This is a genomic window from Wolbachia endosymbiont (group B) of Camptogramma bilineatum (assembly GCF_947251825.1).
Classification (GTDB): domain Bacteria; phylum Pseudomonadota; class Alphaproteobacteria; order Rickettsiales; family Anaplasmataceae; genus Wolbachia.
This window is the reverse complement of record NZ_OX366391.1, coordinates 1,583,656-1,605,356: the sequence shown is the minus strand read 5'-3', so window position 1 is coordinate 1,605,356 and position 21,701 is coordinate 1,583,656. Positions and strand designations below refer to the sequence as shown.

At 34.6% G+C, this 21,701-nt stretch carries 23 protein-coding genes and 3 pseudogenes; 14 read left to right on the top strand and 12 right to left on the bottom strand.

Going from position 1 to position 21,701, the window contains the following annotated elements:
* Positions 1-250: 250 nt before the first annotated feature.
* Positions 251-1,240, bottom strand: coding sequence for a Holliday junction branch migration DNA helicase RuvB (gene ruvB, locus OPR44_RS08240; RefSeq protein ID WP_265014917.1), 990 nt, complete (start codon positions 1,238-1,240; stop codon positions 251-253).
* Positions 1,237-1,809: a Holliday junction branch migration protein RuvA gene (gene ruvA / locus OPR44_RS08235; RefSeq protein WP_265014916.1), complete on the bottom strand. Its 573-nt coding sequence runs from the start codon at positions 1,807-1,809 to the stop codon at positions 1,237-1,239. The genes ruvB and ruvA overlap by 4 nt, the downstream gene beginning before the upstream one ends.
* 292 nt (positions 1,810-2,101) lie before the next feature.
* Between ruvA and OPR44_RS08230 the strand changes: the two genes are divergently transcribed.
* Positions 2,102-2,626, top strand: coding sequence for a c-type cytochrome (locus tag OPR44_RS08230; RefSeq protein ID WP_264374516.1), 525 nt, complete (start codon positions 2,102-2,104; stop codon positions 2,624-2,626).
* Position 2,627: 1 nt separating this feature from the next.
* Positions 2,628-3,383 carry an alpha/beta hydrolase gene (locus OPR44_RS08225; RefSeq protein ID WP_264377578.1) on the top strand — a complete coding sequence of 252 codons (756 nt, stop codon included), beginning with the start codon at positions 2,628-2,630 and terminating at the stop codon, positions 3,381-3,383.
* Between the two features lie 41 nt (positions 3,384-3,424).
* On the opposite strand, the gene OPR44_RS08220 is transcribed toward OPR44_RS08225, so the two are convergent.
* Positions 3,425-5,338 carry an ATP-dependent helicase gene (locus OPR44_RS08220; protein WP_265014915.1) on the bottom strand — a complete coding sequence of 638 codons (1,914 nt, stop codon included), beginning with the start codon at positions 5,336-5,338 and terminating at the stop codon, positions 3,425-3,427.
* Positions 5,339-5,466: 128 nt separating this feature from the next.
* The gene (locus OPR44_RS08215) at positions 5,467-5,883 is read right to left on the bottom strand and encodes a WD_0964 family protein (RefSeq protein ID WP_264374513.1); all 417 of its coding nucleotides are present in this window, start codon (positions 5,881-5,883) and stop codon (positions 5,467-5,469) included.
* A 211-nt stretch (positions 5,884-6,094) separates the two neighbouring features.
* On the opposite strand from OPR44_RS08215, the gene OPR44_RS08210 reads away from it, so the two are divergent.
* The 8 genes from OPR44_RS08210 to ccmE are packed head-to-tail and all read left to right on the top strand — an operon-like array spanning position 6,095 to position 12,898.
* Positions 6,095-6,682: an NADH-quinone oxidoreductase subunit J gene (locus OPR44_RS08210; RefSeq protein ID WP_265014914.1), complete on the top strand. Its 588-nt coding sequence runs from the start codon at positions 6,095-6,097 to the stop codon at positions 6,680-6,682.
* Positions 6,673-6,981 carry an NADH-quinone oxidoreductase subunit NuoK gene (gene nuoK, locus OPR44_RS08205; RefSeq protein WP_064085801.1) on the top strand — a complete coding sequence of 103 codons (309 nt, stop codon included), beginning with the start codon at positions 6,673-6,675 and terminating at the stop codon, positions 6,979-6,981. Before OPR44_RS08210 ends, nuoK begins: the two co-directional genes overlap by 10 nt.
* 4 nt (positions 6,982-6,985) lie before the next feature.
* Positions 6,986-8,833, top strand: a complete 1,848-nt coding sequence (nuoL, locus tag OPR44_RS08200) for an NADH-quinone oxidoreductase subunit L (protein ID WP_264374511.1) — start codon at positions 6,986-6,988, stop codon at positions 8,831-8,833.
* 3 nt (positions 8,834-8,836) lie between these two features.
* Positions 8,837-10,279, top strand: a complete 1,443-nt coding sequence (locus OPR44_RS08195) for a complex I subunit 4 family protein (RefSeq protein WP_264377577.1) — start codon at positions 8,837-8,839, stop codon at positions 10,277-10,279.
* Positions 10,276-11,661 carry an NADH-quinone oxidoreductase subunit N gene (locus OPR44_RS08190; RefSeq protein WP_265014913.1) on the top strand — a complete coding sequence of 462 codons (1,386 nt, stop codon included), beginning with the start codon at positions 10,276-10,278 and terminating at the stop codon, positions 11,659-11,661. The genes OPR44_RS08195 and OPR44_RS08190 overlap by 4 nt, the downstream gene beginning before the upstream one ends.
* Positions 11,662-11,665: 4 nt before the next feature.
* On the top strand, positions 11,666-12,388 hold the full coding sequence (locus tag OPR44_RS08185; protein ID WP_265014912.1) for a biotin--[acetyl-CoA-carboxylase] ligase: 723 nt from the start codon (positions 11,666-11,668) through the stop codon (positions 12,386-12,388).
* Positions 12,385-12,522, top strand: coding sequence for a CcmD-like small membrane protein (locus OPR44_RS08900; protein ID WP_458694750.1), 138 nt, complete (start codon positions 12,385-12,387; stop codon positions 12,520-12,522). Before OPR44_RS08185 ends, OPR44_RS08900 begins: the two co-directional genes overlap by 4 nt.
* Positions 12,506-12,898, top strand: coding sequence for a cytochrome c maturation protein CcmE (gene ccmE, locus OPR44_RS08180; RefSeq protein WP_264374508.1), 393 nt, complete (start codon positions 12,506-12,508; stop codon positions 12,896-12,898). Before OPR44_RS08900 ends, ccmE begins: the two co-directional genes overlap by 17 nt.
* 74 nt (positions 12,899-12,972) lie before the next feature.
* Here the strand turns inward: ccmE and OPR44_RS08175 are convergent, their stop codons facing one another.
* The 5 genes from OPR44_RS08175 to OPR44_RS08155 all read right to left on the bottom strand — a co-directional run bounded on the left by OPR44_RS08175 (position 12,973) and on the right by OPR44_RS08155 (position 16,233).
* Positions 12,973-13,335, bottom strand: coding sequence for a hypothetical protein (locus OPR44_RS08175; protein ID WP_264377575.1), 363 nt, complete (start codon positions 13,333-13,335; stop codon positions 12,973-12,975).
* A gap of 115 nt (positions 13,336-13,450) precedes the next feature.
* On the bottom strand, positions 13,451-14,347 hold the full coding sequence (locus OPR44_RS08170) for a magnesium transporter (protein WP_265014911.1): 897 nt from the start codon (positions 14,345-14,347) through the stop codon (positions 13,451-13,453).
* Complete coding sequence (locus OPR44_RS08165) at positions 14,274-14,900, bottom strand: hypothetical protein (RefSeq protein ID WP_265014910.1); 627 nt, start codon at positions 14,898-14,900, stop codon at positions 14,274-14,276. The genes OPR44_RS08170 and OPR44_RS08165 overlap by 74 nt, the downstream gene beginning before the upstream one ends.
* 499 nt (positions 14,901-15,399) lie before the next feature.
* Positions 15,400-15,837: a transposase gene (locus OPR44_RS08160; RefSeq protein ID WP_265014909.1), complete on the bottom strand. Its 438-nt coding sequence runs from the start codon at positions 15,835-15,837 to the stop codon at positions 15,400-15,402.
* A gap of 24 nt (positions 15,838-15,861) precedes the next feature.
* Positions 15,862-16,233, bottom strand: coding sequence for a transposase (locus OPR44_RS08155; RefSeq protein ID WP_265014908.1), 372 nt, complete (start codon positions 16,231-16,233; stop codon positions 15,862-15,864).
* A 50-nt stretch (positions 16,234-16,283) separates the two neighbouring features.
* Here OPR44_RS08155 and OPR44_RS08150 point away from each other — a divergent pair.
* The 4 genes and pseudogenes from OPR44_RS08150 to OPR44_RS08135 form a co-directional block, all read left to right on the top strand.
* A pseudogene (locus OPR44_RS08150) lies at positions 16,284-16,586 on the top strand (DUF2924 domain-containing protein); the annotation flags it as partial.
* A 10-nt stretch (positions 16,587-16,596) separates the two neighbouring features.
* A pseudogene (locus tag OPR44_RS08145) lies at positions 16,597-17,076 on the top strand (recombinase family protein); the annotation flags it as partial.
* 545 nt (positions 17,077-17,621) lie between these two features.
* Entirely contained in the window at positions 17,622-18,866 is a 1,245-nt protein-coding gene (gene ltrA, locus OPR44_RS08140; protein WP_264377174.1) for a group II intron reverse transcriptase/maturase, read from the top strand.
* A gap of 76 nt (positions 18,867-18,942) precedes the next feature.
* Positions 18,943-19,962 (top strand): annotated as a pseudogene (locus tag OPR44_RS08135) (recombinase family protein); the annotation flags it as partial.
* Positions 19,963-20,125: 163 nt separating this feature from the next.
* Here the strand turns inward: OPR44_RS08135 and OPR44_RS08130 are convergent.
* The 3 genes from OPR44_RS08130 to OPR44_RS08120 are packed head-to-tail and all read right to left on the bottom strand — an operon-like array spanning position 20,126 to position 21,621.
* A complete protein-coding gene (locus OPR44_RS08130; protein WP_265014907.1) occupies positions 20,126-20,542 on the bottom strand; it encodes a hypothetical protein in 417 nt (138 codons plus the stop codon).
* Positions 20,491-20,853, bottom strand: coding sequence for an ankyrin repeat domain-containing protein (locus OPR44_RS08125; RefSeq protein ID WP_406829279.1), 363 nt, complete (start codon positions 20,851-20,853; stop codon positions 20,491-20,493). Before OPR44_RS08125 ends, OPR44_RS08130 begins: the two co-directional genes overlap by 52 nt.
* A 36-nt stretch (positions 20,854-20,889) precedes the next feature.
* Positions 20,890-21,621: an ankyrin repeat domain-containing protein gene (locus OPR44_RS08120; protein ID WP_265014905.1), complete on the bottom strand. Its 732-nt coding sequence runs from the start codon at positions 21,619-21,621 to the stop codon at positions 20,890-20,892.
* Positions 21,622-21,701: the final 80 nt, after the last annotated feature.

Genomic DNA, 21,701 nt, shown 5'->3' with positions numbered 1-21,701 from the left:
AACACAATAACTCAATCTTACAATATGAAGTATTTAATAAGTATTAATCTTAAAAAATATCAGTAACTTATTGATATTTTTACATTTATACTATATATAGGCTAGCATATATTACGTAATTTTTCAAGAACATATTCACTATAACAGAAGACTTTCTTATTTGCCTCTAAAACACCTGCAAATCATATAATAAGAGAATATTATAATGTTTAGTGTAATACTATACAATGTTATAAAATATAGTATAATACTAGCATACCACTGAATTAATGCTGAGATATTCCCTTGCTTGATCAGTTAAAACACGTCCTCTTGGTGTGCGCTTTACGAAACTGACCTTGATTAAATAAGGTTCTACTGTTTCTTCAATATTGCCAACATCTTCAGATAGTGCAATAGATATGGTGTCAATTCCAACAGGTCCTGAGGTGTTAAACAAAAATCTCAGATAATCCATATCTAATTTATTTAGTCCCATTTTATCTATACCCAATTTTGATAGTGCAGAACCGGCAATTTCACAGGTAATTTTTTTATCATCTTTTACTTCAACAAAATCTCTTATTCTTCTGAGTAACCTCAAAGCAATTCTTGGAGTACCACGGGCGCGGCAGGCAATTTCTTGCACAGCATCCTTTTCGATTTCAGCACAAAGAACTCTTGCACCTCTTTTTATAATATCAACCAGTTCCTCAAAAGAATAAAACTCAAGATGCAGGGGAATACCAAAACGATCCCTCAGCGGTGCAGAAAGCAGTCCAAGCCGTGTTGTTGCCCCGATCAGTGTAAATGGTGGTAAATCTATTCTTAAAGTTCTGGTAGATGGGCCCTCACCTACTAGTATATCTAGGCAAAAATCTTCCATAGCAGTATATAAAACTTCCTCAATGCTACGATTTAATCTATGGATCTCATCGATAAATAGAACATCTTTTGCATTTAAAGTAGTGAGCACTGCAGCTAAGTCCCCAGTTTTACTAAGCAATGGACCAGAAGTTGCACGAAAGCTAACCCTTAATTCCTTAGAGACAATTTGTGCTAAAGTTGTTTTACCAAGCCCTGGAGGACCATAGAGCAATACGTGATCCAAAGCTTCAGCTCTCGTCTGTGCAGCATTTATAAACACTTTTAAATTTTGTATTAAGTCTTTTTGCCCGACAAAATCATCAAGTTGCTCAGGCCTGATATTTAAATTACGTACATCTTCAGAGTATTCCTTACTACATGATATTGACTTCATATTGTTTTAAGCGCCATACGAATAATATCTTTAGTGTCCAAGTTTGGTGATTCATCTTCTATTTTTTTTATTGTATCATAAGCTTTTGTTCTTTCATATCCAAGATTGATCAAAGCTGAAAGAGCATCTTCACTAATTGAGTGAAAATGATTGTTATTTGTCTCTAATTTACTTACTTTGCCATTCAGCTCAGTAATAATTCGATTTATGAGTTTCAGGCCAAGTCCACTCACCTTAAGTGCTAGTTTATTCTCATTTATAATTGCCAAAAACAGTTGCTCTGGAGTTAATTTGCTCAAAATTGACATTGCGGTTTTATAGCTGACACCGCTCACTTTAACTAATAAACGCAGACACTGCTGTTCTTCTTTACTTATAAAGCCATATAGCTGAGTAACGTTTTCTCTGCTATTTGCATAAGTGTCGATAAGTAATTTTACTCTACTTCCAATCGAACAAGCACTTAAAGTTTTGGCTGAAAGATATACTATGTAGCCAACATCATTCACATTCAGGATTATGTGATCGCTACACACCTCATCAACTATTCCTCTTAGATTTCCTATCATTTCTAGTACTTTATAAAATTCAGTTTAAATGCTACTGAATCTTAGGTCAAGCAAACGAACATTATAGAAGTGGTTCCAGTTTTAATCATTTTAGACAGGTTTGCAGGAAATCTATTTGAATATATTATTCCGGACCAGTATGTGACTGGACCACGGAGTTACTTCAGCAGCAGAATTGCGGTCTATTAACTAAGTAATAGAAATTTCTATCTTTGGTAGAATAAAGGTAATTGTTTGCTGTTTGCGAAAATATTTGCATAATTTAAGTAACATTACTTGATAAGAATTAACTATGGAGCTTAATAAGATTGCAGCATCGATTTTACTTTCTGGATTAATAATTATGATAGTTAGTAATGTAGTTGATATGTTCTATAACCCAGAGGATTATAAAATTGAACACCAAACAATAGTAGCAGCCAGCAATGAGCCTCAGCAAAAGATTGAACAAGTGGCACTTGATATTGGGGAGCTCATGCAAAATGCTAGCTTTGAAAAGGGGAAGTCAGCAGCAAAAAAATGTATAGCTTGTCATAGTTTTGAGAAAGGTGGAATGAATAAAGTAGGGCCAAACTTATGGAACGTGGTTGGAAATAAAAAGGCCCATCTTAGCAGCTCATTCAATTACTCAAAAGCACTACTTGAAAAAGGTGGGAAATGGGAGTATGAGGAATTATTTGCTTTTTTAAAAAATCCAAAAGCCTACATAAAAGGTACACGTATGGCATTTGCAGGCATTTCCAATCCACAAGAGATTGCAGATCTAGTCAGCTATTTGCGTTCGATGAGCGATAGTCCGGTTGCCTTGCCAAAGTAGTATGAATTATTGTAAATTACTCGATGAAAGTAATGACCATATAGCATATCGAAAGCTACAAGGAAAGAAGGCTTCTATAGTTTTTTTTAGTGGTTTTGCATCCAATATGGATGGAACTAAAGCAACTGCCGTTTACAAATTTTGCCAAGAAAATGATATAGCACTTGTGCTCTTTGATTATTTTGGCCATGGTAATTCAAGCGGTGATTTTGCTGATTATACAATAAGTGATTGGCAAAAAAATTGTGCTAAAGTGATAAGTGAATTAACTAGCAATAAACAAATAATTATAGGTTCAAGTATGGGAGGATGGCTGATGCTGCTCACTGCTCTTCAATTTCCAGAAAAAATTGCAGCATTAATCGGCATATCGTCTGCTCCTGATTTTACTGAAGATTTGATATTCAAGCAATTGTCAGGCAAGCAAAAAGAAGAACTAGGTTCGAAAGGTATAATAGATTTTACTTCAGAGCATTGTACATACAAAATAACTAAAAATTTGATCGAAGATGGCAGAAAGAACCTTCTTTTAAACAGAGAAGCAATAGATATAAACTGTCCTGTGCGCTTATTGCATAGCATTAATGATAAAGATGTTCCTTATCAAACTTCATTGAATTTAGCTGAAAAAATTAAGTCAACAGACGTTGAAGTACACTTAATAAAATCAGCAGAACACAACATGTCTGATAATCATTCACTGAAAATTTTATTTAAGACCATCAGAGAATTTTTGCCAGGAGAAATATATAATTGAAGTAATTCAGATGTGTTTGCGTAAGAGCTGCAGTTATAGCTTCAACAGTAGGCACTATTCTTGATCACCTCAACATTTTCTCTTGGCAGTTCTTTAATAAATCGAGAAGTGTACATTGATTTCCATTGGTTATTCATTTCCCTTCTGTCTGCACATGAAATGATCAACCTTTCTTTTGCTCTAGTTATGCCAACATATGCAAGTCTTCTCTCTTCTTCTAAAGCTTTACCACTTTTATCTTCAAAAGATCTTTGATGAGGAAATAATCCTTCTTCCCAACCAGGTAAAAACACACACGGAAATTCAAGTCCTTTAGCTGCATGAAGAGTCATAACATATACAGTGTCATCGCTATTCATATTATCCACTTCCATCACCAGGCTAATGTGCTCCAAGAAGGTTATAGCGTTGTCAAAATTCTTCAAAGATGAAATGAGCTCTTTAACATTTTCTATTCGCGCTAAACCCGTCACTCCTTCATTCTCAAGCATTTCCATATATCCTGATTGATTTGCTACGATTTTAACGAATTCATGCAGTGGTTTTACGCTTACTATTTCTTCCCAAGCTTTAATTTTATTTAAAAAATCATTTAGTGAGAGTTTAATTCTTTCGGTTACTTGATCACTATTAACCAATATTTTTGCTGCCTCAAAAAAAGAAATTTTGTTATCCTGAGCAGTCGTGTATATTTTCTTTAGAGTTGTAGCTCCTATGCTTCTTTTTGGACGATTTACGATCCTTTCAAAAGCGAGATCATCATTATTATTTGTAACAAGCCTCAAATATGCAATTATATCCCTTACTTCTTGACGTTCGTAGAATTTTACGCCACTTATAATCTTATAGGGAATTGAATGTTTTATAAAATACTCTTCGAGCACTCTAGTTTGAAAAGTCGCTCTTACGAGCACTGCAATGTCACTAAATCTGTATTTATTGAGCTTTAATATCTGTTCGCTTATGAACCTTGCTTCAGCTTTCCCGTCCCATAATTTTATTAGATTTACCTTTTCCCCTTCAATGTTTGTTGTCCATAACTTTTTTTCTAAGCGAGTCTTATTGTGATTGATAACATATGATGCAGTTGCAAGTATGTGGGATGTTGACCTGTAGTTACACTCCAGTTTAACGGTTTTTGCATTTTTAAAATCATCGGAAAATTTCAAAATATTTTCAACTTCTGCACCACGCCAACTGTATATCGATTGATCGTCATCTCCTACACAACAAATATTTGAGTGCTCTTTTGCAAGGTATTTTAGCCAAAGATATTGTATTGCATTTGTATCTTGATATTCATCTACCATAATATATTTAAACTTGTTTTGGTAGTAGGATAGAACCTCGGTCTTTTGATTAAAGAGTTGTATGTTATATAGCAATAAGTCACCAAAATCGACAGAGTTAAGGAATTTTAACCTTTCCTGATACTGGTAATAGACTTTGAGTGCAGTTACGTAAACTGGCCTAAATGATTGAACATCTTCCACTTCAGACGGCAATAAACACTTCTCTTTCCATTGCTGAATAATATTCATAATGGTCTTACATTTTTCTGATAGGTAATCAGGGCTGATTTCATTAATAATATTTTTTATTACCTGTAATTGATCATCCACACCAATGATTGTGAAATTGGAATTTAAGCCCACAATTTCAGCATGATAACGTAAAATTTTTGCTGCAATTGCGTGGAAGGTGCCAAGCCATGGTATATTTGTGCCCGTAAGTTCAAGCACTCTTGATATCATTTCATTTGCTGCTTTGTTCGTGAATGTAACTGCTAAGATCTCATCGGAGTAAGCGTAGCCATTTCGAATTATGTGCGCTATTCTTGAAGTGATCGTTCTTGTTTTTCCCGTTCCCGCCCCTGCCAGTATCAAAATTGGCCCATTTAAGTTAGTTAAAGCTAATTGTTGCTCTGGATTTAACAGTGAGAGATAATCGTTCATTGAAGCCCTATAGACTATAACTTCGTAAAGTTAAACCTATGATCCAAATATTGTAAAGATTTTATTGAATAGAACAGTTTAAAGAATGCTTCACTCAAGTACTACATATTTAAACGTAGGTTTTTTATCTATCTTGTTTTAGTAGCTTCAGGTGTATGTCGAGTAACAACAACTTGATTTGAGGTATTGGCACTAGAGCTTCTGCTTGTTGGGTGGATAGGTGGAGTTTTGAATGGCTTAGGCTTACGATTCAGTTCCTTCATCTCTATTTCCTCAGCTTTAACAGGAAGTTTTTCTGGAACATAGAAGTTATGCATTTCAGGTCGTTCAGTGAGATTTTCATATGTTTCTTTCAACCAAGCTCCGATATCATATATAAACCCATATGCTTCTTCTTTAAATTCTCTCCATGATCTACCTAAACTGGCTAGTGTGTTATTGAAGTAAATTGTCACATGATCTCTTGTGGTGTATTGATAACTTTTGCCATCTAACTTGCCACTTTGCTTATCACAAGTTTCGAAGTAACCAAATATGTTATACATTTTGAGCTATTACTGACTATTAACATGCATATATTGTACATTAATAAATTAAAATTGTCAAGAGTGTTTGTGTGACTGAGGAAATGCTCTATATAATAATTTAAAATGGAGCTGAAGCTTGTAGTACAATGTTTTTAAACGTTTAATATAATATTGACTTTACGGCAATAATTACTTTAAGTTAGTAACTATTGTTGCAGTTAAAGTATCGATGCCTTTTTTCTTTTGTTTTTTCGCAATTCTTAGCATTTTATCTGCTGTTTGTGTAATTAGCGTAAGGAATCCTGTGCATGCAGTATTATTTTTAATTTTCACCTTCGTTAACTCTGCAGTGCTTTTTATTCTCCTTGGAGCTGAATTCATTGCTATGATGGTGCTGATAGTATACATCGGTGCAGTTGCAGTGTTATTCCTCTTTGTAGTCATGATGCTCGATATCGACTACATAAGATTGCATCAGGGTTTTGCAAAGCATTTCACTCTTGGTGCTATATTATGTGTTGTGTTTTTTCTAATCATCAGCTTTGTAATCCGCAGCTCAGCACCAAATCTAAGCAATGTTATAAACTATAATACCAATAACGTGAAAGCTATCGGTAATTTGCTCTACACTGACTACATGTACGCTTTTCATCTTTCTGGAATTTTGCTACTTGTTGCAATTGTCGGTGCAATTGCTCTTACTTTGCAGGACAAGAAAAAAGGAGTTAAAAAACAGAATGTATTAAAGCAATTGACACAATCTTCATCTGTAAAATTGATTAAGGCTAAATTTGGAAAAGGAGTGGAATGGAAATAGGATTAAATCATTTTTTGATAGTTGCTGCTATTTTGTTCACTATTGGCGTGTGTGGTATTTTCATTAACCGTAAGAGCATAATCAATATACTGTTATCAATAGAAATATTATTGCTGGCGATTAACATCAATTTAGTTGCTTTTTCTGCCTTTATGAATGATATAGTTGGGCAAATTTTTGTGATGTTTGTGTTGACTGTTGCGGCAGCAGAGTCAGGAGTTGCGCTTGCAATATTGGTTGTATATTATAGAAGCCGTGGCAATATAGACGTTGAACAAGCAAATTTAATGAAAGAATGAAAGTATGATGGATATACTGAAATTAATAGTATTTCTGCCACTTTTTGGTTCATTGTTTGGAGCATTTTTTAGAAAAAGTCAGTTAGTTACAACGGCAGGGATTGGAATATCTGCAGTTTTATCTTGGTATGTTTTTCTCACCTTCTCTGAAAATTATCACTTGAGTTTATTTCCTCTATTTTCATTAAGTGTATTAAAAGTAAATTGGGCAATTAGTGTGGATGCTCTCTCATCCTTAATGCTTATTGTTATTACCACCGTTTCACTGGTAGTACATCTCTACTCTATCGGTTATATGGAGCATGATAAGGGGAAGTCGAGGTTTTTTTCTTACCTATCGCTATTTACGTTTTGCATGATTGTGCTGGTTGTAAGCGATAATTTCGTGCAGCTTTTTTTTGGCTGGGAAGGGGTTGGCCTATGTTCTTATTTACTCATAGGATTTTGGTTCCAAAAATATTCTGCAAATAATGCAGCAATTAAAGCATTTGTTGTGAATAGGGTAGGAGACTTTGCACTATTGATTGGAATCTTTCTTATTTATTATACATTTCACTCTTTGAATTTTACTGAAGTTTTTGACACAACTGATCTTCTTGGCACGCAGAACATTAGGGCATTCTGCTGTGAATTCAAAGTAACTCATATAATATGCATATTACTTTTTATTGGCTGTATGGGTAAATCTGCACAGCTTGGTTTACATGTTTGGTTGCCAGATGCAATGGAAGGGCCAACTCCTGTTTCTGCACTTATTCACGCAGCAACGATGGTAACAGCAGGTATATTTTTAGTAGCAAAGTGTTCTCCATTGTTTGAGTTATCAAATGTGGCACGAGAATTAATAGTTATCGTTGGAGCACTCACTGCTTTTTTTGCAGCCACCGTTGCAATTACTCAGAACGATATAAAGAAAATAATTGCTTATTCAACCTGCAGTCAACTTGGTTATATGTTTATGGCATGTGGGCTTTCTGCTTACAATGTTGCTATTTTTCATTTAATGACACACGCTTTTTTTAAAGCTCTACTATTTCTTGGTGCTGGCAATGTGATTCATGCAATGCATCATGAGCAAAACATTCAGAAAATGGGAAATTGCTGGAAGAAAATCCCTTGCACTTACGCTCTCATGTGGGTTGGATCTCTTGCGCTTTCTGGGATATTCCCATTTGCAGGTTTTTATTCAAAGGATTTGATAATTGAACATGCTTATAGCACGGATAGCTTTGCTTTTGTAATAAGCTTAGTTGTTGCATTCTTCACAGCGTTTTACTCTTGGAGGTTATTGCTTCTTGTGTTCCACAGCCAAAAACAAAGTAAAATTAATATACATGAGGCACCAAAGATTATGCTTATACCATTACTGATACTCGCTTTTGGATCAGTATTTTCTGGAATATGGGGAGCAAATATTTTAAACATAACTAGTAATGCGTTTTGGAAATCAAGTTTAGTGATGATTGATGAGCATGGAGTTCATAATTTCTTTATAAAACTACTGCCAACCTTAGCAAGCCTAAGTGGAATAGCACTTGCATACCTAATTTACCAATATCAAGTAATTAGGCAAATTAAGAGTAAATTTTTACTTAAGTTTTTGCAGAATAAATGGTACTTTGATGAGGTGTATGAGTTTGTTATAATTGCACCGATAAGGTTTATATCTAGGCTTCTATGGAAGTTTGATGTTAAGGCTATTGATTCATTTGGACCAAATGGTGTTGTAAGGTTGGTTAATGAATGTTCAAAAAGTTCTATAAAGTTACAAACTGGTTATATATTTGATTATGCATTTATTATGTTTGTTACTTTAATAATCGGTGCTTTATATATTATTGGAATGAAATAGAAGGTGTTGTTACTTAGTATATTCTTGCTTCCACTGCTAGGGGCATTAACTTTATCCTCGGTCAGGATTAATCATCAATCTATACACCTAAGATTCCTTGCTCTATTTTTTGCTATACTTCCATTTTTGCTTAGCATTGTAGCTTGTATAGAATTTGATTATAACAATGCGGACTTTCAGTTTGTCAGCTATCCAGTAAGAGATATTGGAATAGGGGTGGATGGAATATCGTTGCTTTTCCTTCTACTTACGACCTTCTTGTTTGTTATTTGTATGCTCTATAATTGCAAAATGAGTTATACGACCCTAAAAGCCTATATGGCATTATTTCTGCTGCTTGAGAGTTTTGTAGTCGGTTTTTTCGTTTCACTGAATGCTATAGGCTTTTATGTATTTTTTGAAGCTGTCTTAATACCAATGTTCTTTATTATTGGCATCTGGGGAGGAAAACACAGGGTATATGCAACGTTTAAGTTGTTTCTTTATACATTAACTGGCTCATTATTATTCCTACTTGGATTGGTGTACATCTATAGCATTTTTGGAACGTTTAATATACAAAAATTAGCTACATTAGTGCCAAGCCTTGATCTTGAAGTGCAGTCATTGCTGTGGATTGCATTTTTTATTTCTTTTGCAATAAAAGTACCAATGTTTCCATTTCACACTTGGCTTCCTGATGCGCATGTGCAATCACCAACTTCTGGATCTGTGATTTTAGCTGGCTTGCTTATTAAAATGGGGGGATATGGATTTTTAAGGTTTTCTATTCCAATGCTTCCTCAGGCAAGTTTGTATTTTTCAAATTTCGTTGTTGTGCTGAGCATTATTGCGGTGATATATGCTTCTCTAGTTGCGTTTGCTCAAGATGATATAAAGAAGTTAATAGCTTATTCTTCAATAGCACATATGGGGATCGTTACTGCTGGCCTCTTTTCATTTTGTGAGGAAGGAGTACTCGGCGCTATATTTCAAATGATTAGTCATGGCCTTATTTCTGCTGCTTTATTTTTATGTGTTGGAATGCTATATACTCGAACTGGAACTTTGGAGATTGCAAAATATTTTGGCATAGTAAACACAATGCCAAAATTTGGTTTTATGTTCATTTTATTTTCAATGGCTTCAATAGGGCTACCTGGAACATCTGGGTTCGCAGGTGAGTTTTTGGCTATGGTTGGGATGTTTAAGAGCATAGGGTTTTTTACAGGATTTATCGCACTTGGCACTATTTTAAGCGCAGTTTATATGCTGAATTTATGTAAGCAAATAATATGGGGGGTTAGCTATTCTAAATTATTAAATAACCGTTTGGATAGCATAGAATTTTCTGTCTTAATTCTGCTTGCAGTGTTTGTTATTTTGCTTGGATTTTACCCAACCCTTGCACTGAATTATTTGAAGCCATGTATGGCAAATTTGTTAGTCAAATATAATGCGCTATGAATTATATACAGATATTGCCGGAAATGTTCTCTATTATCTCCTCGTTAGTGTTGCTACTGCTTGGGATTATATTTAACCGCAGAACTATCAACTTATTAGCACTTGGCTGCACAGTGGTAACTTTGATTATTTTAATTCTTTCGGCAGAAAACAATGAAATTTTTCTCTTTAATTCGTTGTTAAAACTCAATTTATACATCAGGTCAGCCCAAGGGTTAATTCTCAGCACAGGAATTTTAATACTTTTGATGCTGAATTTATCAAAATATGACTATAAATATGAATTTTCAATACTGATTCTTTTTGCACTGTTTGGCATGATAACTTTAGTTTCAGCAAATAGTCTGATTTCTTTTTACTTAGTTTTTGAGTTGATGAGTATATCTTTGTATGTTCTTGCGAGCTTTAATAAAGATTCGATTTATTCATGTGAAGCAGGAGTGAAATATTTTACACTTAGTGCACTATCTTCCTGCATTATGCTGTATGGAATGTCGCTGCTTTATGGATATACAGGACAAGTCAATTTCTCTGAGCTCGGTTCATTCTTGCAAAACCATCAGATAACTTATGGAATAGTTTTTGGGTTAGTTTTTATCCTTATTGGTTTGTGTTTCAAGCTTGCTATTGCTCCTTTTCATATGTGGGCTCCAGATGTCTATCAAGGTGCACCTACCATAGTAACTGCGTTTTTTTCTACGGCCCCAAAAGCTACACTTGTAACATTTTTAATTCGATTGATGAATGAAGAGTTAGTAAATGTAAAAAGTTATGTTCAGCCTATTTTCTTATACGTTTCAGCATTGTCTGTGCTTATCTCAGCTTTTTGGGCCTTGCGTCAGCAAAACTTAAAAAGGCTGCTTGCTTACAGTTCAATTGGTCATATTGGTTTTATATTTGCTTCACTTTCTATTTTTACACAAGCAGGAACAGATAGTGCCTTAATGTATTTGGTGATATATATCATCACAAGCATAGGGCTATTCTCATATCTCGTACAAATTGACGATGATGATTGTGATATTGCAAATTTATCTGGTATAGGAAAAAAGCAACCAATTTTAGCATTCCATCTTTCTATACTATTACTCTCGATGTCGGGAATACCTCCACTTGCAGGTTTTATCGCTAAATTTTTTATATTCAAAAGTTTAATAAATTCTGGCTTTATCAGCCTGTCTTTGATCCTTGTAATAGCGAGTGTGATATCATGCTACTATTATTTAAATATCATGAAAGTTATGTATTTTGATAAAGCTAGTGGTAATAAGGTTGCTTATTCTAGGGGTCTATTCATTATCACTTCAGTAGTTTCACTGATCAATCTCGTTCTTTTCTTGTATGTAGAAGATCTTGACTCACTCATTAAACTAAAGGGCTGACAAGGTGATCCTTGAAGGTTTTCGTATTTATCATTACAAAGAAGTTCCAAGTACTAATAAAGAATCATTGGGTTTAATTGAGAAAGGGATATCTAATGAAACTATTATTATTGCCGATAAACAAGCAGAAGGCAGGGGACGCACTGGAAAAAGCTGGATTTCTCCAGAGGGTAATCTCTATGCGAGTTTGATAATTAACCAAGAAAAGGATGTCAGCAAATTAACAGAATTGACTTTTGTTACTGCTCTTGCTGTTGGAAATACTATACTGTCATTTATAAATGGTCTAAATCTCCAGTATAAGTGGCCAAATGATGTTCTAATCGATGGCAAGAAAATAAGCGGAATATTGCTTAAAAAAAAATCCAATTCAAATTGGCTCATTATAGGAATTGGAATTAATGTCAATCATGCACCACTTCTAGGAACAACGTGCATTAGCAATTACGGTGAATCTGTGTCTCACATAGATCTGTTAAAAGAATTAATAATAAACTTTAATAAGCTAAGAAAGCAATGGCTATTTGATGGGTTTTATGCTATAAGAGAAATGTGGTTAAAAAAAGCATTCAAAATGAATGAGCAAATCAGTGTAAAGTTAGCTGACAAATTGTATGAAGGAATTTTTGCTGATATAGATAAAAGTGGTAAATTGGTGTTTCAGCAAAATGATGGAAGCTTAATTTATTTTGATGCAGGTGAGTTATTTATTGGCAGTGCATTATGAATACATATGTAATTTTTGCTTACCTTATTAGTTTCATACTGATTGGTGGAAATTTTATTTTTACCGTTTCTTGCTATATAAAAAGTAAAAAAAACTTAGAAAGTATTAAAAGCAACAATGAAGAAGAAACATAAGCGATTACTTATAACTTCAGGAATTTTCTGCTTTTTAAGTTGTGCAGTTTTTTTTATTTTAACAACGCTCAAAGAAAATATCTCATTTTTCTATACAGTAAGTGAAGCCATAGTCTTGCCAAATAATCAAAAGCCAATCCGTGTTGGTGGAATGGTTGTTGAAAATAGCGTGATACGGAGCGAAAGTGAAGTAATTTTTCAAATGACAGATTTTAACAAAAGCGTTGTGGTAAAATATCAGGGAATACTTCCACCAATGTTTTCAGAAAAAAGTGGTGTTGTTGTGCAAGGTAAAATGTTTGATAATAGTACTTTTCTTGCAGATACGGTGTTTGCAAAACATGATGAGAATTACAAGTCGAAAGTTTTAAAATAGATTCCCTAATTTAGCTGTATCTAAACAGCATGTGAAAAGAGTAACAGCCTGCTAGCAAGCTGTTACTTTTTTTCTTAAATGAACTCAGGGGTATCCATTGGCGGTGGTTCTAATTCGGACTTTAAATCGTTAATTGTCTTTATTAGTCCACTATTTTCATCACCAACTGTACCTATCAATGTTATAACTTTAGTTTGCTCAGCTTTTAATGTTGTATTTAATATATCAATTATATTATTCATATTGTTAGTTACTTTCCCAATAATATTTTGAACATGGGAGAATGGTGCAAACTTCTTTAATTGATCATCTGTGTAAGGATCTCCTGTGGCCATAAATATAATGGGCTCAATTTTACTTATAATTGGCTTGTCTTCTCCATTACCAGCTCTTGCGAGATTCTGTGCACTATTTTGTACACTGTTGTCCGTTGTCATATATTACCTCCGTAATTATGTAAAAAATTTAACTAATTCTTAACTATAATAAACAACATATAAGCTGCTTATTGTTGGAATATTTTGTTATAGCTCCAAATCTAGAGCTATTTATCTATATTAACTCATAATATCCTTCTTCCATAACATCATATGGAGAATCCATTGGTGGCGGTGTGGTAAATTCGTCGAGCTTTTTGTGTAACTCATTTATCGATTCTTTTTGTTTATAAAACTCCTCCTTCAATGCATCAATAATAGCTTTAGAATGACCTTTACTATCAAGATCACCAATCACAGATATAACTTTCTCGTGAGGCAATTTGTGAATGATGTCTTTAAGCTCTTCTGCATCTACGTTATCCAAAAGTTCTTTAAACTGCTCACTAGACATATTATGAGCAAAAGCTTGAAGTTTTTCTGGGTTATTAGCTAAAGACTTAATAACCATCTGAATTTTATTAGGATCAGTTAAATCTCGAGCTACTATTGCAAGTTTCTTGTGGTCTAGCTTATTAATTAAATTATGTAATGTATCTTCTTCTAAAGTTTTTACTAAGATTGGAAGTTTATTTCTCAACGCTTCGTCCAAAATAGTGTTTATCATTCTCTCATTTGCATTTTTTATTAGTTCTACAAACTGGTCATCACTCATTGTCTCGATCGCCATCTGGAACTGATCCATTTTAAGGTGAGGGAAAATTTGTTTTACTTGATCTGGGTTAAAGTCTTTTACTAAGTTCGTAACCTGATCCTTATTTAATAAGGGGACTATTATTCCTAACTTTTTTGAATCCAATGTGTGAGTAAGGGCTTGTAATTGATGATTGGTTAAATGATTCACTAAAGCTAGAAATTGTCCATCTGTTAAGTTCTCTGCTAAAACCTGTAGTTGTTTATTTGTTAAGCTCTTTGCTAAAATCTGTAATTTCTCATTATTAAGAATATCGGCAAGAGTCTCTAACTGATTTCCTGTTAAGTTCTTTAAAAAAAAAAGTTTTGGCGAACTCACTTGATATTAGTACACTCTTTGGTATCTTAGACGATGTTATATCTTCTATCACCTTTGCTGTATCATGGTGTGGCATACTGTATTGTAATATCTTGTTGTCAGGTGAATCGATTATGTTTCCTTCCTTATCTGAAAAATAATATTTATCGTCACCAAGACCTGATTCCTCCCATGTTAAATATTTGTACTTCAATTCTTCACCTACAAAATTATGATAACCAGTTTTATCTCCTGTGCCCCAATTTAATGATAGTTTAACTAATCTATCATTGTCATCTGCAAATGAATTACTGTTCTTATAATAACCAGGTTGATCATCTCGAATATATCTGTTTTGTTTTTCTTCTACGCAATACATTCCAAATCTATCAAGAAAATCGCTACAGAATTTTATAGATAATTCTAGCGTATCGTCTTCTTCGCTTAGCGATATAAGCTTGACTTTTTTCATAGATTGAGGATCTTCAATGTTAGAATACGTTTTATATCTACTAGATCCGCATGAAAATTGCTGTCCAGGTACCATCTTAAAGACATGTTTTTTTCCACTCATAAGTATTATCTAATAAATTTAATTATAGCTATTCTAGCATTTACTGATTAATTTATAATTAAATTAGCATGTATTGGAGTCATAATAACAAATATCACTAGAGAATTAGTATAAAACCCCGATAGAATAAATAGGCTGGCTTTATGGTATGTTGAAACCTATATTGGTGGACCCTACAATACTTTTGAACTTGTTCTCTGTTGCTTTATGTAAGATGGTTAAAAATACTTAAAATAGACACATTTTTGGTAACTTTACTTAACATAAAAAGCCCTATAAGTTTGAGAATTTGAGAGAAATTCAAGATAAAAAAGAGCTGGTAGTGAGTAAAGTAAACAAAAAATTCTCCACTAATACTGCAGTAGATAAAAATTCTAGAAAACGTATAAAAATATCTTGCATTCCTAATTTCCCTGATTACGATATGCTAACCCTATAATGGTAGGTTTAACACAAATTAATAATACGGAACCTTATGTCAATAATACTATAGTATTTTCTAAAATGAATGATAAATTTCCATTATGGTATTACCAACCAAAAGTTGTAAGTCTGTACATTTATACATTAGAGGTCTGAGGCGGCTTTTGATGGTATGCCAACAGTGTTCTATGGGATTCAAATCTGGTGAATATGTTGGAAGATACAGCACATGACAGCCAAAAGACTCTATTAATGATTTTGTTTTAGTGGTCTTATGAAATGTAGCATTATCCATAACTATGGTTGTGCCAAGTGGCAATTTAGGTTTCTCCAACCATATATTGAATACCTCTTTGTCACACCCACCTTTGAAAGTCATTGGTGCAATAAATCTCATTCCAATCCACCCGGCTACTATACTGATTCTCTCTCGCTGGAATATCTGCATAAATTTTCTTTCCTCTTGGAGCACGTCCATATTCTCGGTATAATTTATTATCAACTCCTGCTTCATCTATATATAAGATGCTGGAATGGTCTATTTTTGAGATTTTATCAATAAACTGCTTCTTGATTGCGCTCTTGATATAGTGTGACTTTTTTTAAAAGTAATTTTTAGCTGTTTTAGTCTATACCAAATTGAATTTATTCCAAATCCAAGATTTTGTTTCATCTCTGCCAGAGTATGATCTGGATTCTTTGTAACATATTCTTCGAGTATTTTTGGGTCTATTTTTCGAATGAAGCTGCCGTTTTTAGATGGCTTGAGGCTTTCACCAGCAGCTTTCTTTTTTAACCAGCGGTACAAAGTTGCTATTCCTATCTCCAGAAGCTCTGCCACCTCAACCTTCGTCTTCCCTTTTCCTATCATCGATATTGCCTTTTCTCTTAAATCCACACTATACGCCATTATAACCCAAATACCTTATTATACCTTTATCATTTACTTTGGGAAATACTATAGCTTATAGAATGCAGGAAAAAGCATATGGAGAAATGTCAAGAAAAGGAGCAAAAAGACTAGAGTATCTGGCAGATCGGCTAGAGAAGGGAAAAAGAATAAGTAGTGACAAACTTCCGGTAGCAGGAACAGAGCTAATATTAGAGAGAGGAGAAGAGATGCATGCGGTGATGGTAACAGACAAGGGTTTAATCTACAGAGAAGAATTTTTCACATCATTATCAGCAGTAGCCGGGAAAATAATGGGAATGAGCTACAACGGACCTTTATTATTCGGTATGCGTGATAAAAATGAAAATTGAAGAGAATAAAATGCTAAAAGAAGTAAGGTGTGCGATATATACAAGAAAATCAAATGAGGATGGGCTAGAACAAAAGTTTAACAGTCTTGATGCGCAGCGAGTAGCATGTGAAAAATACATAAAGAGCAGAGAAGGCTGGGTAGCATTGGCTAAAAAGTACGATGATGGAGGATTTTTAGGGAAAAATTTAGAAAGACCAGCGATAAAGGAATTATTTGAAGATGCAAAAAAAGGAGAAGTAGATTGTGTAGTAGTGTACACACTAGATAGATTATCAAGAGAAACAAAAGACAGCATAGAAGTTACATCATTTTTTAGAAGACATAGAGTAAATTTTGTAGCAGTAACGCAAATATTTGACAATAATACGCCAATGGGAAAATTTGTGCAAACAGTGTTATCAGGAGCAGCACAACTAGAAAGAGAGATGATAGTAGAGAGAGTAAAAAACAAAATAGCAACATCAAAAGAGCAAGGGTTATGGATGGGGTGTGCCGTAGAGACACAAAGAATGATCAGAAATGAGCAAACTAAGTGCTTAAGCTGCACAATAGATGAGGGAAGGTCCCTCAAAGTCGGCTTGCAAGAGCAGGCTTTAAACAACCATAAGCTGCTTTGATAAAGAGTCAAGGTAGTGAGCGTTATGGAAAAGGCACAAATACGTGTCATGTACGAAATAGAGAGGCGAATGAAAATGAACCACTGATGAAGTGTCGAAAGGGCTGAGACGACGTCAAAACCAGGAGCTCCCATCTCTCCTGGGATAGATCTACAAGGAACTTGCTTACTGGGTAGGTGGCGTCCGGAATATAGGTGGCGTGAAAACTATTATAGGCTATTGTGTAGAACTGCGGGAACCTGTCGTTTCGATGACAAGGGAGAAATCCAAGAAGCTAAACTTCAAGGATGAGAGTACCGATGCGAAGAACAGGGGCGGATCAGCTTGTAGTAGTGAAGAAGTTTCTGTAATGGAAAGGGAGCGAAGGAGCTGAGTTATTCAGTTTTAATTATGTATCAACCGAAAGGGAGGAGTTAATGAATAAAACAAAGTCTTTTGATATACCAAAGCAACTTATTTGGAGGGCTTATAAACAAGTATCGAAAAATAAAGGTGCGGCTGGTGTGGATGAGGTATCGATAACAAAGTTTGAAGAGAACCTGAAGGATAATCTGTACAAACTATGGAATCGGATGTCATCAGGAAGTTATTTTCCAGAGCCTGTAAAAGCTGTAGCAATACCGAAAGATACGGGAGGGGGACAAAGAATTTTAGGTGTTCCTTCAGTATTCGACAGGATAGGGCAAACGGCTGCTTCTATGTATCTTGAGCTGCTAGTAGAGCCAAAATTCCATGAAGATTCATATGGTTATAGACCAAATAAATCAGCACTGGATGCGGTAGATACTGCAAGGAAAAGATGCTGGAGGTATGATTGGACGATAGATCTAGATATATCCGGGTTTTTCGACAATTTGGATCACGAGTTGGCATTGCAAGCTATCAAGAAGCATACAAACTGCAAATGGATCATACTGTATGTTGAAAGGTGGATGAAAGCCGCTATTCAGCTAGAAGATGGCAGTAAGGTAGTTAGGGAAAAGGGAGTTCCGCAAGGAGGTTCAGTTAGCCCAATCATTTCGAATATATTCATGCATCACGTATTTGATATATGGATGAAACAGAACTACCCTACAGTACCATTTGAGAGGTATGTAGATGATGCAATAGTGCACTGCAAGACGCAAAAACAGGCAGAATTTATGAGAGTAATGATCGAAGAAAGATTAGCCAAATATAAGCTAAAGTTACATCCTGATAAAACACAAATTGTGTATTGTAAGGATGGCAACAGGAAGAATATGTTTCCTACACAAAGCTTTGATTACCTGGGATATACTTTTAGACCTAGAAAAGCAAAGAGCAAGATAGGGAAATATTTCGTTGCATTTCTTCCAGCAATTAGCAATAAGGTTAAGAAAAAGATTACTACAACCATAAGGTCATGGAAAATACTACGAAAAACACACATAACATTAGAGGAGATATCAAAGAAAGTAAATCCAATAGTCAGAGGCTGGTATCAGTACTATGGCAGGTTTTACCAATCGGAGGTGTATAAACCTCTTAACAATGTAGAGCAACATCTAGAAAAGTGGACAAGAAAGAAATATCCGAAACTTGGAAAAAGACTAGCAAGGCAACTTCTAGGAAAAATAAAAGAAGAGAATCCAAAGACTTTCTACCACTGGACAGTAGGGTTAGGTCAAAAGGCTGAATAATGGAAGCTGTATAAATCGAGAGATTTACGTACAGTTTTGCGAGAGACTGGCTGGGGAAGTTCCGCCGGTCTACTCTCCGGGAACTTTGCCGCTTGGGTATAATGTAAAAGATAAAGAATTAATGATAAATGAGAAAGAAGCAAAGACAGTAAAGCATATATTTGAAAGGTATGTAGAGCTGAAGTCAATGGCAGAATTGGCAAGGGAGCTAAATAGTCAGGGTTACAGAACAAAATCAGATATCTTTAAAAAAGCAACAGTGAGAAGGATAGTAACAAACCCAATATATATGGGAAAAATCAGGCATTATGAGAAAGAGTATGAAGGAAAGCATGAAGCAATAATAGAGGAAGAAAAATGGCAAAAAGCACAGGAATTGATAAAGAATCAGCCATATAGAAAAGCAAAATATGAGGAAGCGCTGCTAAAGGGTATGATAAGATGCAGATGCTGCAAAGTAAACATGACGCTGACATACTCAAAAAAAGAGAATAAAAGGTATCGATACTACGTATGTAATAACCACTTAAGGGGAAAGAATTGTGAATCAATAAACAAGACTATAGTAGCTGGAGAAGTGGAAAAAGAAGTGATGAAGAAAGCGGAAGATTTATATGAAAAATGGAAAGAAAAAGCAGAAGAGTGGAAAAATTTAAGTTTTGGAAAGCAGAAAGAAGTAGTGAAAAAGCTAATAAAAGGAGTAATGGTAAAAGGAGAGGGGATAGAGGTGAGTTCAGAGAATAAGGTAGAATTTATACCAATAAAGAAGAAAGGAAATAAATGCACAGTAGTAGAACCAGAAGGAAAAACAAACAATGTGCTACTGAAAGCAGTGGTAAGAGCACATTCGTGGAAACGGCAACTGGAAGAAGGAAAATACGAAAGTGTGAAAGAGCTGAGTGCCAAAATTAATATAGGTACAAGACGTATACAGCAAATTTTAAGGTTGAATTATTTAGCACCAAAAATTAAAGAAGATATAGTAAATGGGAGGCAGCCAAGAGATTTGAAGTTAGTTGATTTAAGAGAAATACCGATGCTGTGGAGTGAGCAAAGGGAGAAATTTTACGGGTTTAAACAAGCCGTCCGCCAATAAAAAACAAGATAATTTCTTTAGAAGAATCTATAAATTATTAACCAGATATTTCTAAACTCTCCTGCCATTTCTCTGCATTGAGCATATAGCTTACAGTACATTTTGAGTTTTCTACACCTACATTTTCACAAGTAGCTATTTAACAAAGCCTTCTCAGATAGAATTAAAAGGATTTTTGATAATCCATGCCTTTAGATATCGTTGTGTTGCTTAGCGAGCTCCTAGGACACTGATCAAGCTTTTCAAATTTACTAATTGCCATTTTGACATCTTTTTCTATAGCGCTAAGCCTTCTTTCTTTAATTTGCTCCAGTGTCAAAAGCGAATCATCGAGTGGCCTTGAATACTTTTGCCCAGTGAACTTTCTAATTGCCACATCAGCTAAAAAAGCCATTCCACCAAAACCAACCTGTGAAGAATTGATTGAGTTTTTACCTGAATAGGTAATGGACTGTTGTGCAAAAGGTAAAGCAGGAGTGCCTTGGAATATGCCACTGAGTGCAGCAGTAGTTGAAGCTCCTATCGAATTCAACATACTACTAACAAAAAAAGAAGGTTTTGTTGCACTGCTTGTTGCCATAGTAAATGTGCAATGACTTCTGCTATCACTATTTTAATATTAACCTCTTTCAATAAAACTAACATTTCTGGGCATTTATCTTTGTTAGTATTAGCAAAATCCAATGCTGTTAAACCGCGACCTTTAATACTAACATCAGCACCATTATCAAGTAAAAGCCTTGCTATCTCTGTATTACAAGCTACAACAGCTGACATTAAGGGTGTGCGTCCATAACCAAAACTATGTTCTGCATAACTTTCACTCTCTTGAATGTTAACATCTGCGCAGTGATCAAGAAGTAATTTTACCATTGCTAGGTGATCGTGTATGGTAGCCCAGTTTAAAGGCGTAAGACCATTTATAGCTTAAGCATTAACATCAGCACCATGGTCAAGTAAAAATTGTGCTATCTCTAAATTGCCACGTATAGAAGCAGCATGTAAGGGAGTAGCACCATATTTATTTTTAACATCAACATCAACTCCTTTCTCTACAAGATACTTCACTGTATTTAAATCATCTTTCATAGCAGCTAAGTGTAAAGCTGTATCACCATCTTCATTCATCACTTGTTGTTTTTTCGTATTATGTTGCTTTTCTGTAACCTGTGATACTTCTGTAACTTGCTGACCCTCAGTAGTTTGTGGTAGTTCTGTAACATGCTGTTCCTCCAATTTCTCTGTAACATGTTCTTTATTTAATACCTGAGAAAACTTCTGTGCAACCCTGAGCTCAGGAAAAGGATTTAAAACAATTTCACAAACCTCTCGTATAAAAGCCTTACGTTGTTCTTCAGTTGTATATTTTTCGATAAGCTGCTCTATGAAATTATCTATAAGCTCCTCAGTAATATACTTGCGAAGAGCATTTACAAACCCACCCAAATTATTATTTAATAAGAATTTCCCTGCTTTTAGCGATAAACTAAGAAGTTTACGTGCATCATCCTTCTGATTTCCGGCGATAATATCATATATGGAGCTACTTACTTCTGCACAATTAATTTTATCACTAAGACCTCTGCTAGACCGTAACAACTGAACAGTATTGTCTTTTATAGATGTAGTACCAGCTAATCGTTCCTGACCTATACCCATTTCATCCTCCCAAAGTACAACTAAAAATTGTCTTCACCATTAAGCTAAATAGTTGTAAATAACTTATGTAATATCCAATT

Excerpts from the sequence above, each read along its gene's own strand:
- ruvB (WP_265014917.1), bottom strand. The coding sequence starts at position 1,240 with ATGAAGTCAATATCATGTAGTAAGGAATACTCTGAAGATGTACGTAAT.
- ruvA (WP_265014916.1), bottom strand. The coding sequence starts at position 1,809 with ATGATAGGAAATCTAAGAGGAATAGTTGATGAGGTGTGTAGCGATCAC.
- OPR44_RS08230 (WP_264374516.1), top strand. The coding sequence starts at position 2,102 with ATGGAGCTTAATAAGATTGCAGCATCGATTTTACTTTCTGGATTAATA.
- OPR44_RS08225 (WP_264377578.1), top strand. The coding sequence starts at position 2,628 with ATGAATTATTGTAAATTACTCGATGAAAGTAATGACCATATAGCATAT.
- OPR44_RS08220 (WP_265014915.1), bottom strand. The coding sequence starts at position 5,338 with ATGAACGATTATCTCTCACTGTTAAATCCAGAGCAACAATTAGCTTTA.
- OPR44_RS08215 (WP_264374513.1), bottom strand. The coding sequence starts at position 5,883 with ATGTATAACATATTTGGTTACTTCGAAACTTGTGATAAGCAAAGTGGC.
- OPR44_RS08210 (WP_265014914.1), top strand. The coding sequence starts at position 6,095 with ATGCCTTTTTTCTTTTGTTTTTTCGCAATTCTTAGCATTTTATCTGCT.
- nuoK (WP_064085801.1), top strand. The coding sequence starts at position 6,673 with ATGGAAATAGGATTAAATCATTTTTTGATAGTTGCTGCTATTTTGTTC.
- nuoL (WP_264374511.1), top strand. The coding sequence starts at position 6,986 with ATGATGGATATACTGAAATTAATAGTATTTCTGCCACTTTTTGGTTCA.
- OPR44_RS08190 (WP_265014913.1), top strand. The coding sequence starts at position 10,276 with ATGAATTATATACAGATATTGCCGGAAATGTTCTCTATTATCTCCTCG.
- OPR44_RS08900 (WP_458694750.1), top strand. The coding sequence starts at position 12,385 with ATGAATACATATGTAATTTTTGCTTACCTTATTAGTTTCATACTGATT.
- ccmE (WP_264374508.1), top strand. The coding sequence starts at position 12,506 with ATGAAGAAGAAACATAAGCGATTACTTATAACTTCAGGAATTTTCTGC.
- OPR44_RS08175 (WP_264377575.1), bottom strand. The coding sequence starts at position 13,335 with ATGACAACGGACAACAGTGTACAAAATAGTGCACAGAATCTCGCAAGA.
- OPR44_RS08165 (WP_265014910.1), bottom strand. The coding sequence starts at position 14,900 with ATGAGTGGAAAAAAACATGTCTTTAAGATGGTACCTGGACAGCAATTT.
- OPR44_RS08160 (WP_265014909.1), bottom strand. The coding sequence starts at position 15,837 with ATGAAGCAGGAGTTGATAATAAATTATACCGAGAATATGGACGTGCTC.
- OPR44_RS08155 (WP_265014908.1), bottom strand. The coding sequence starts at position 16,233 with ATGGCGTATAGTGTGGATTTAAGAGAAAAGGCAATATCGATGATAGGA.
- ltrA (WP_264377174.1), top strand. The coding sequence starts at position 17,622 with ATGAATAAAACAAAGTCTTTTGATATACCAAAGCAACTTATTTGGAGG.
- OPR44_RS08130 (WP_265014907.1), bottom strand. The coding sequence starts at position 20,542 with ATGGCAACAAGCAGTGCAACAAAACCTTCTTTTTTTGTTAGTAGTATG.
- OPR44_RS08120 (WP_265014905.1), bottom strand. The coding sequence starts at position 21,621 with ATGGGTATAGGTCAGGAACGATTAGCTGGTACTACATCTATAAAAGAC.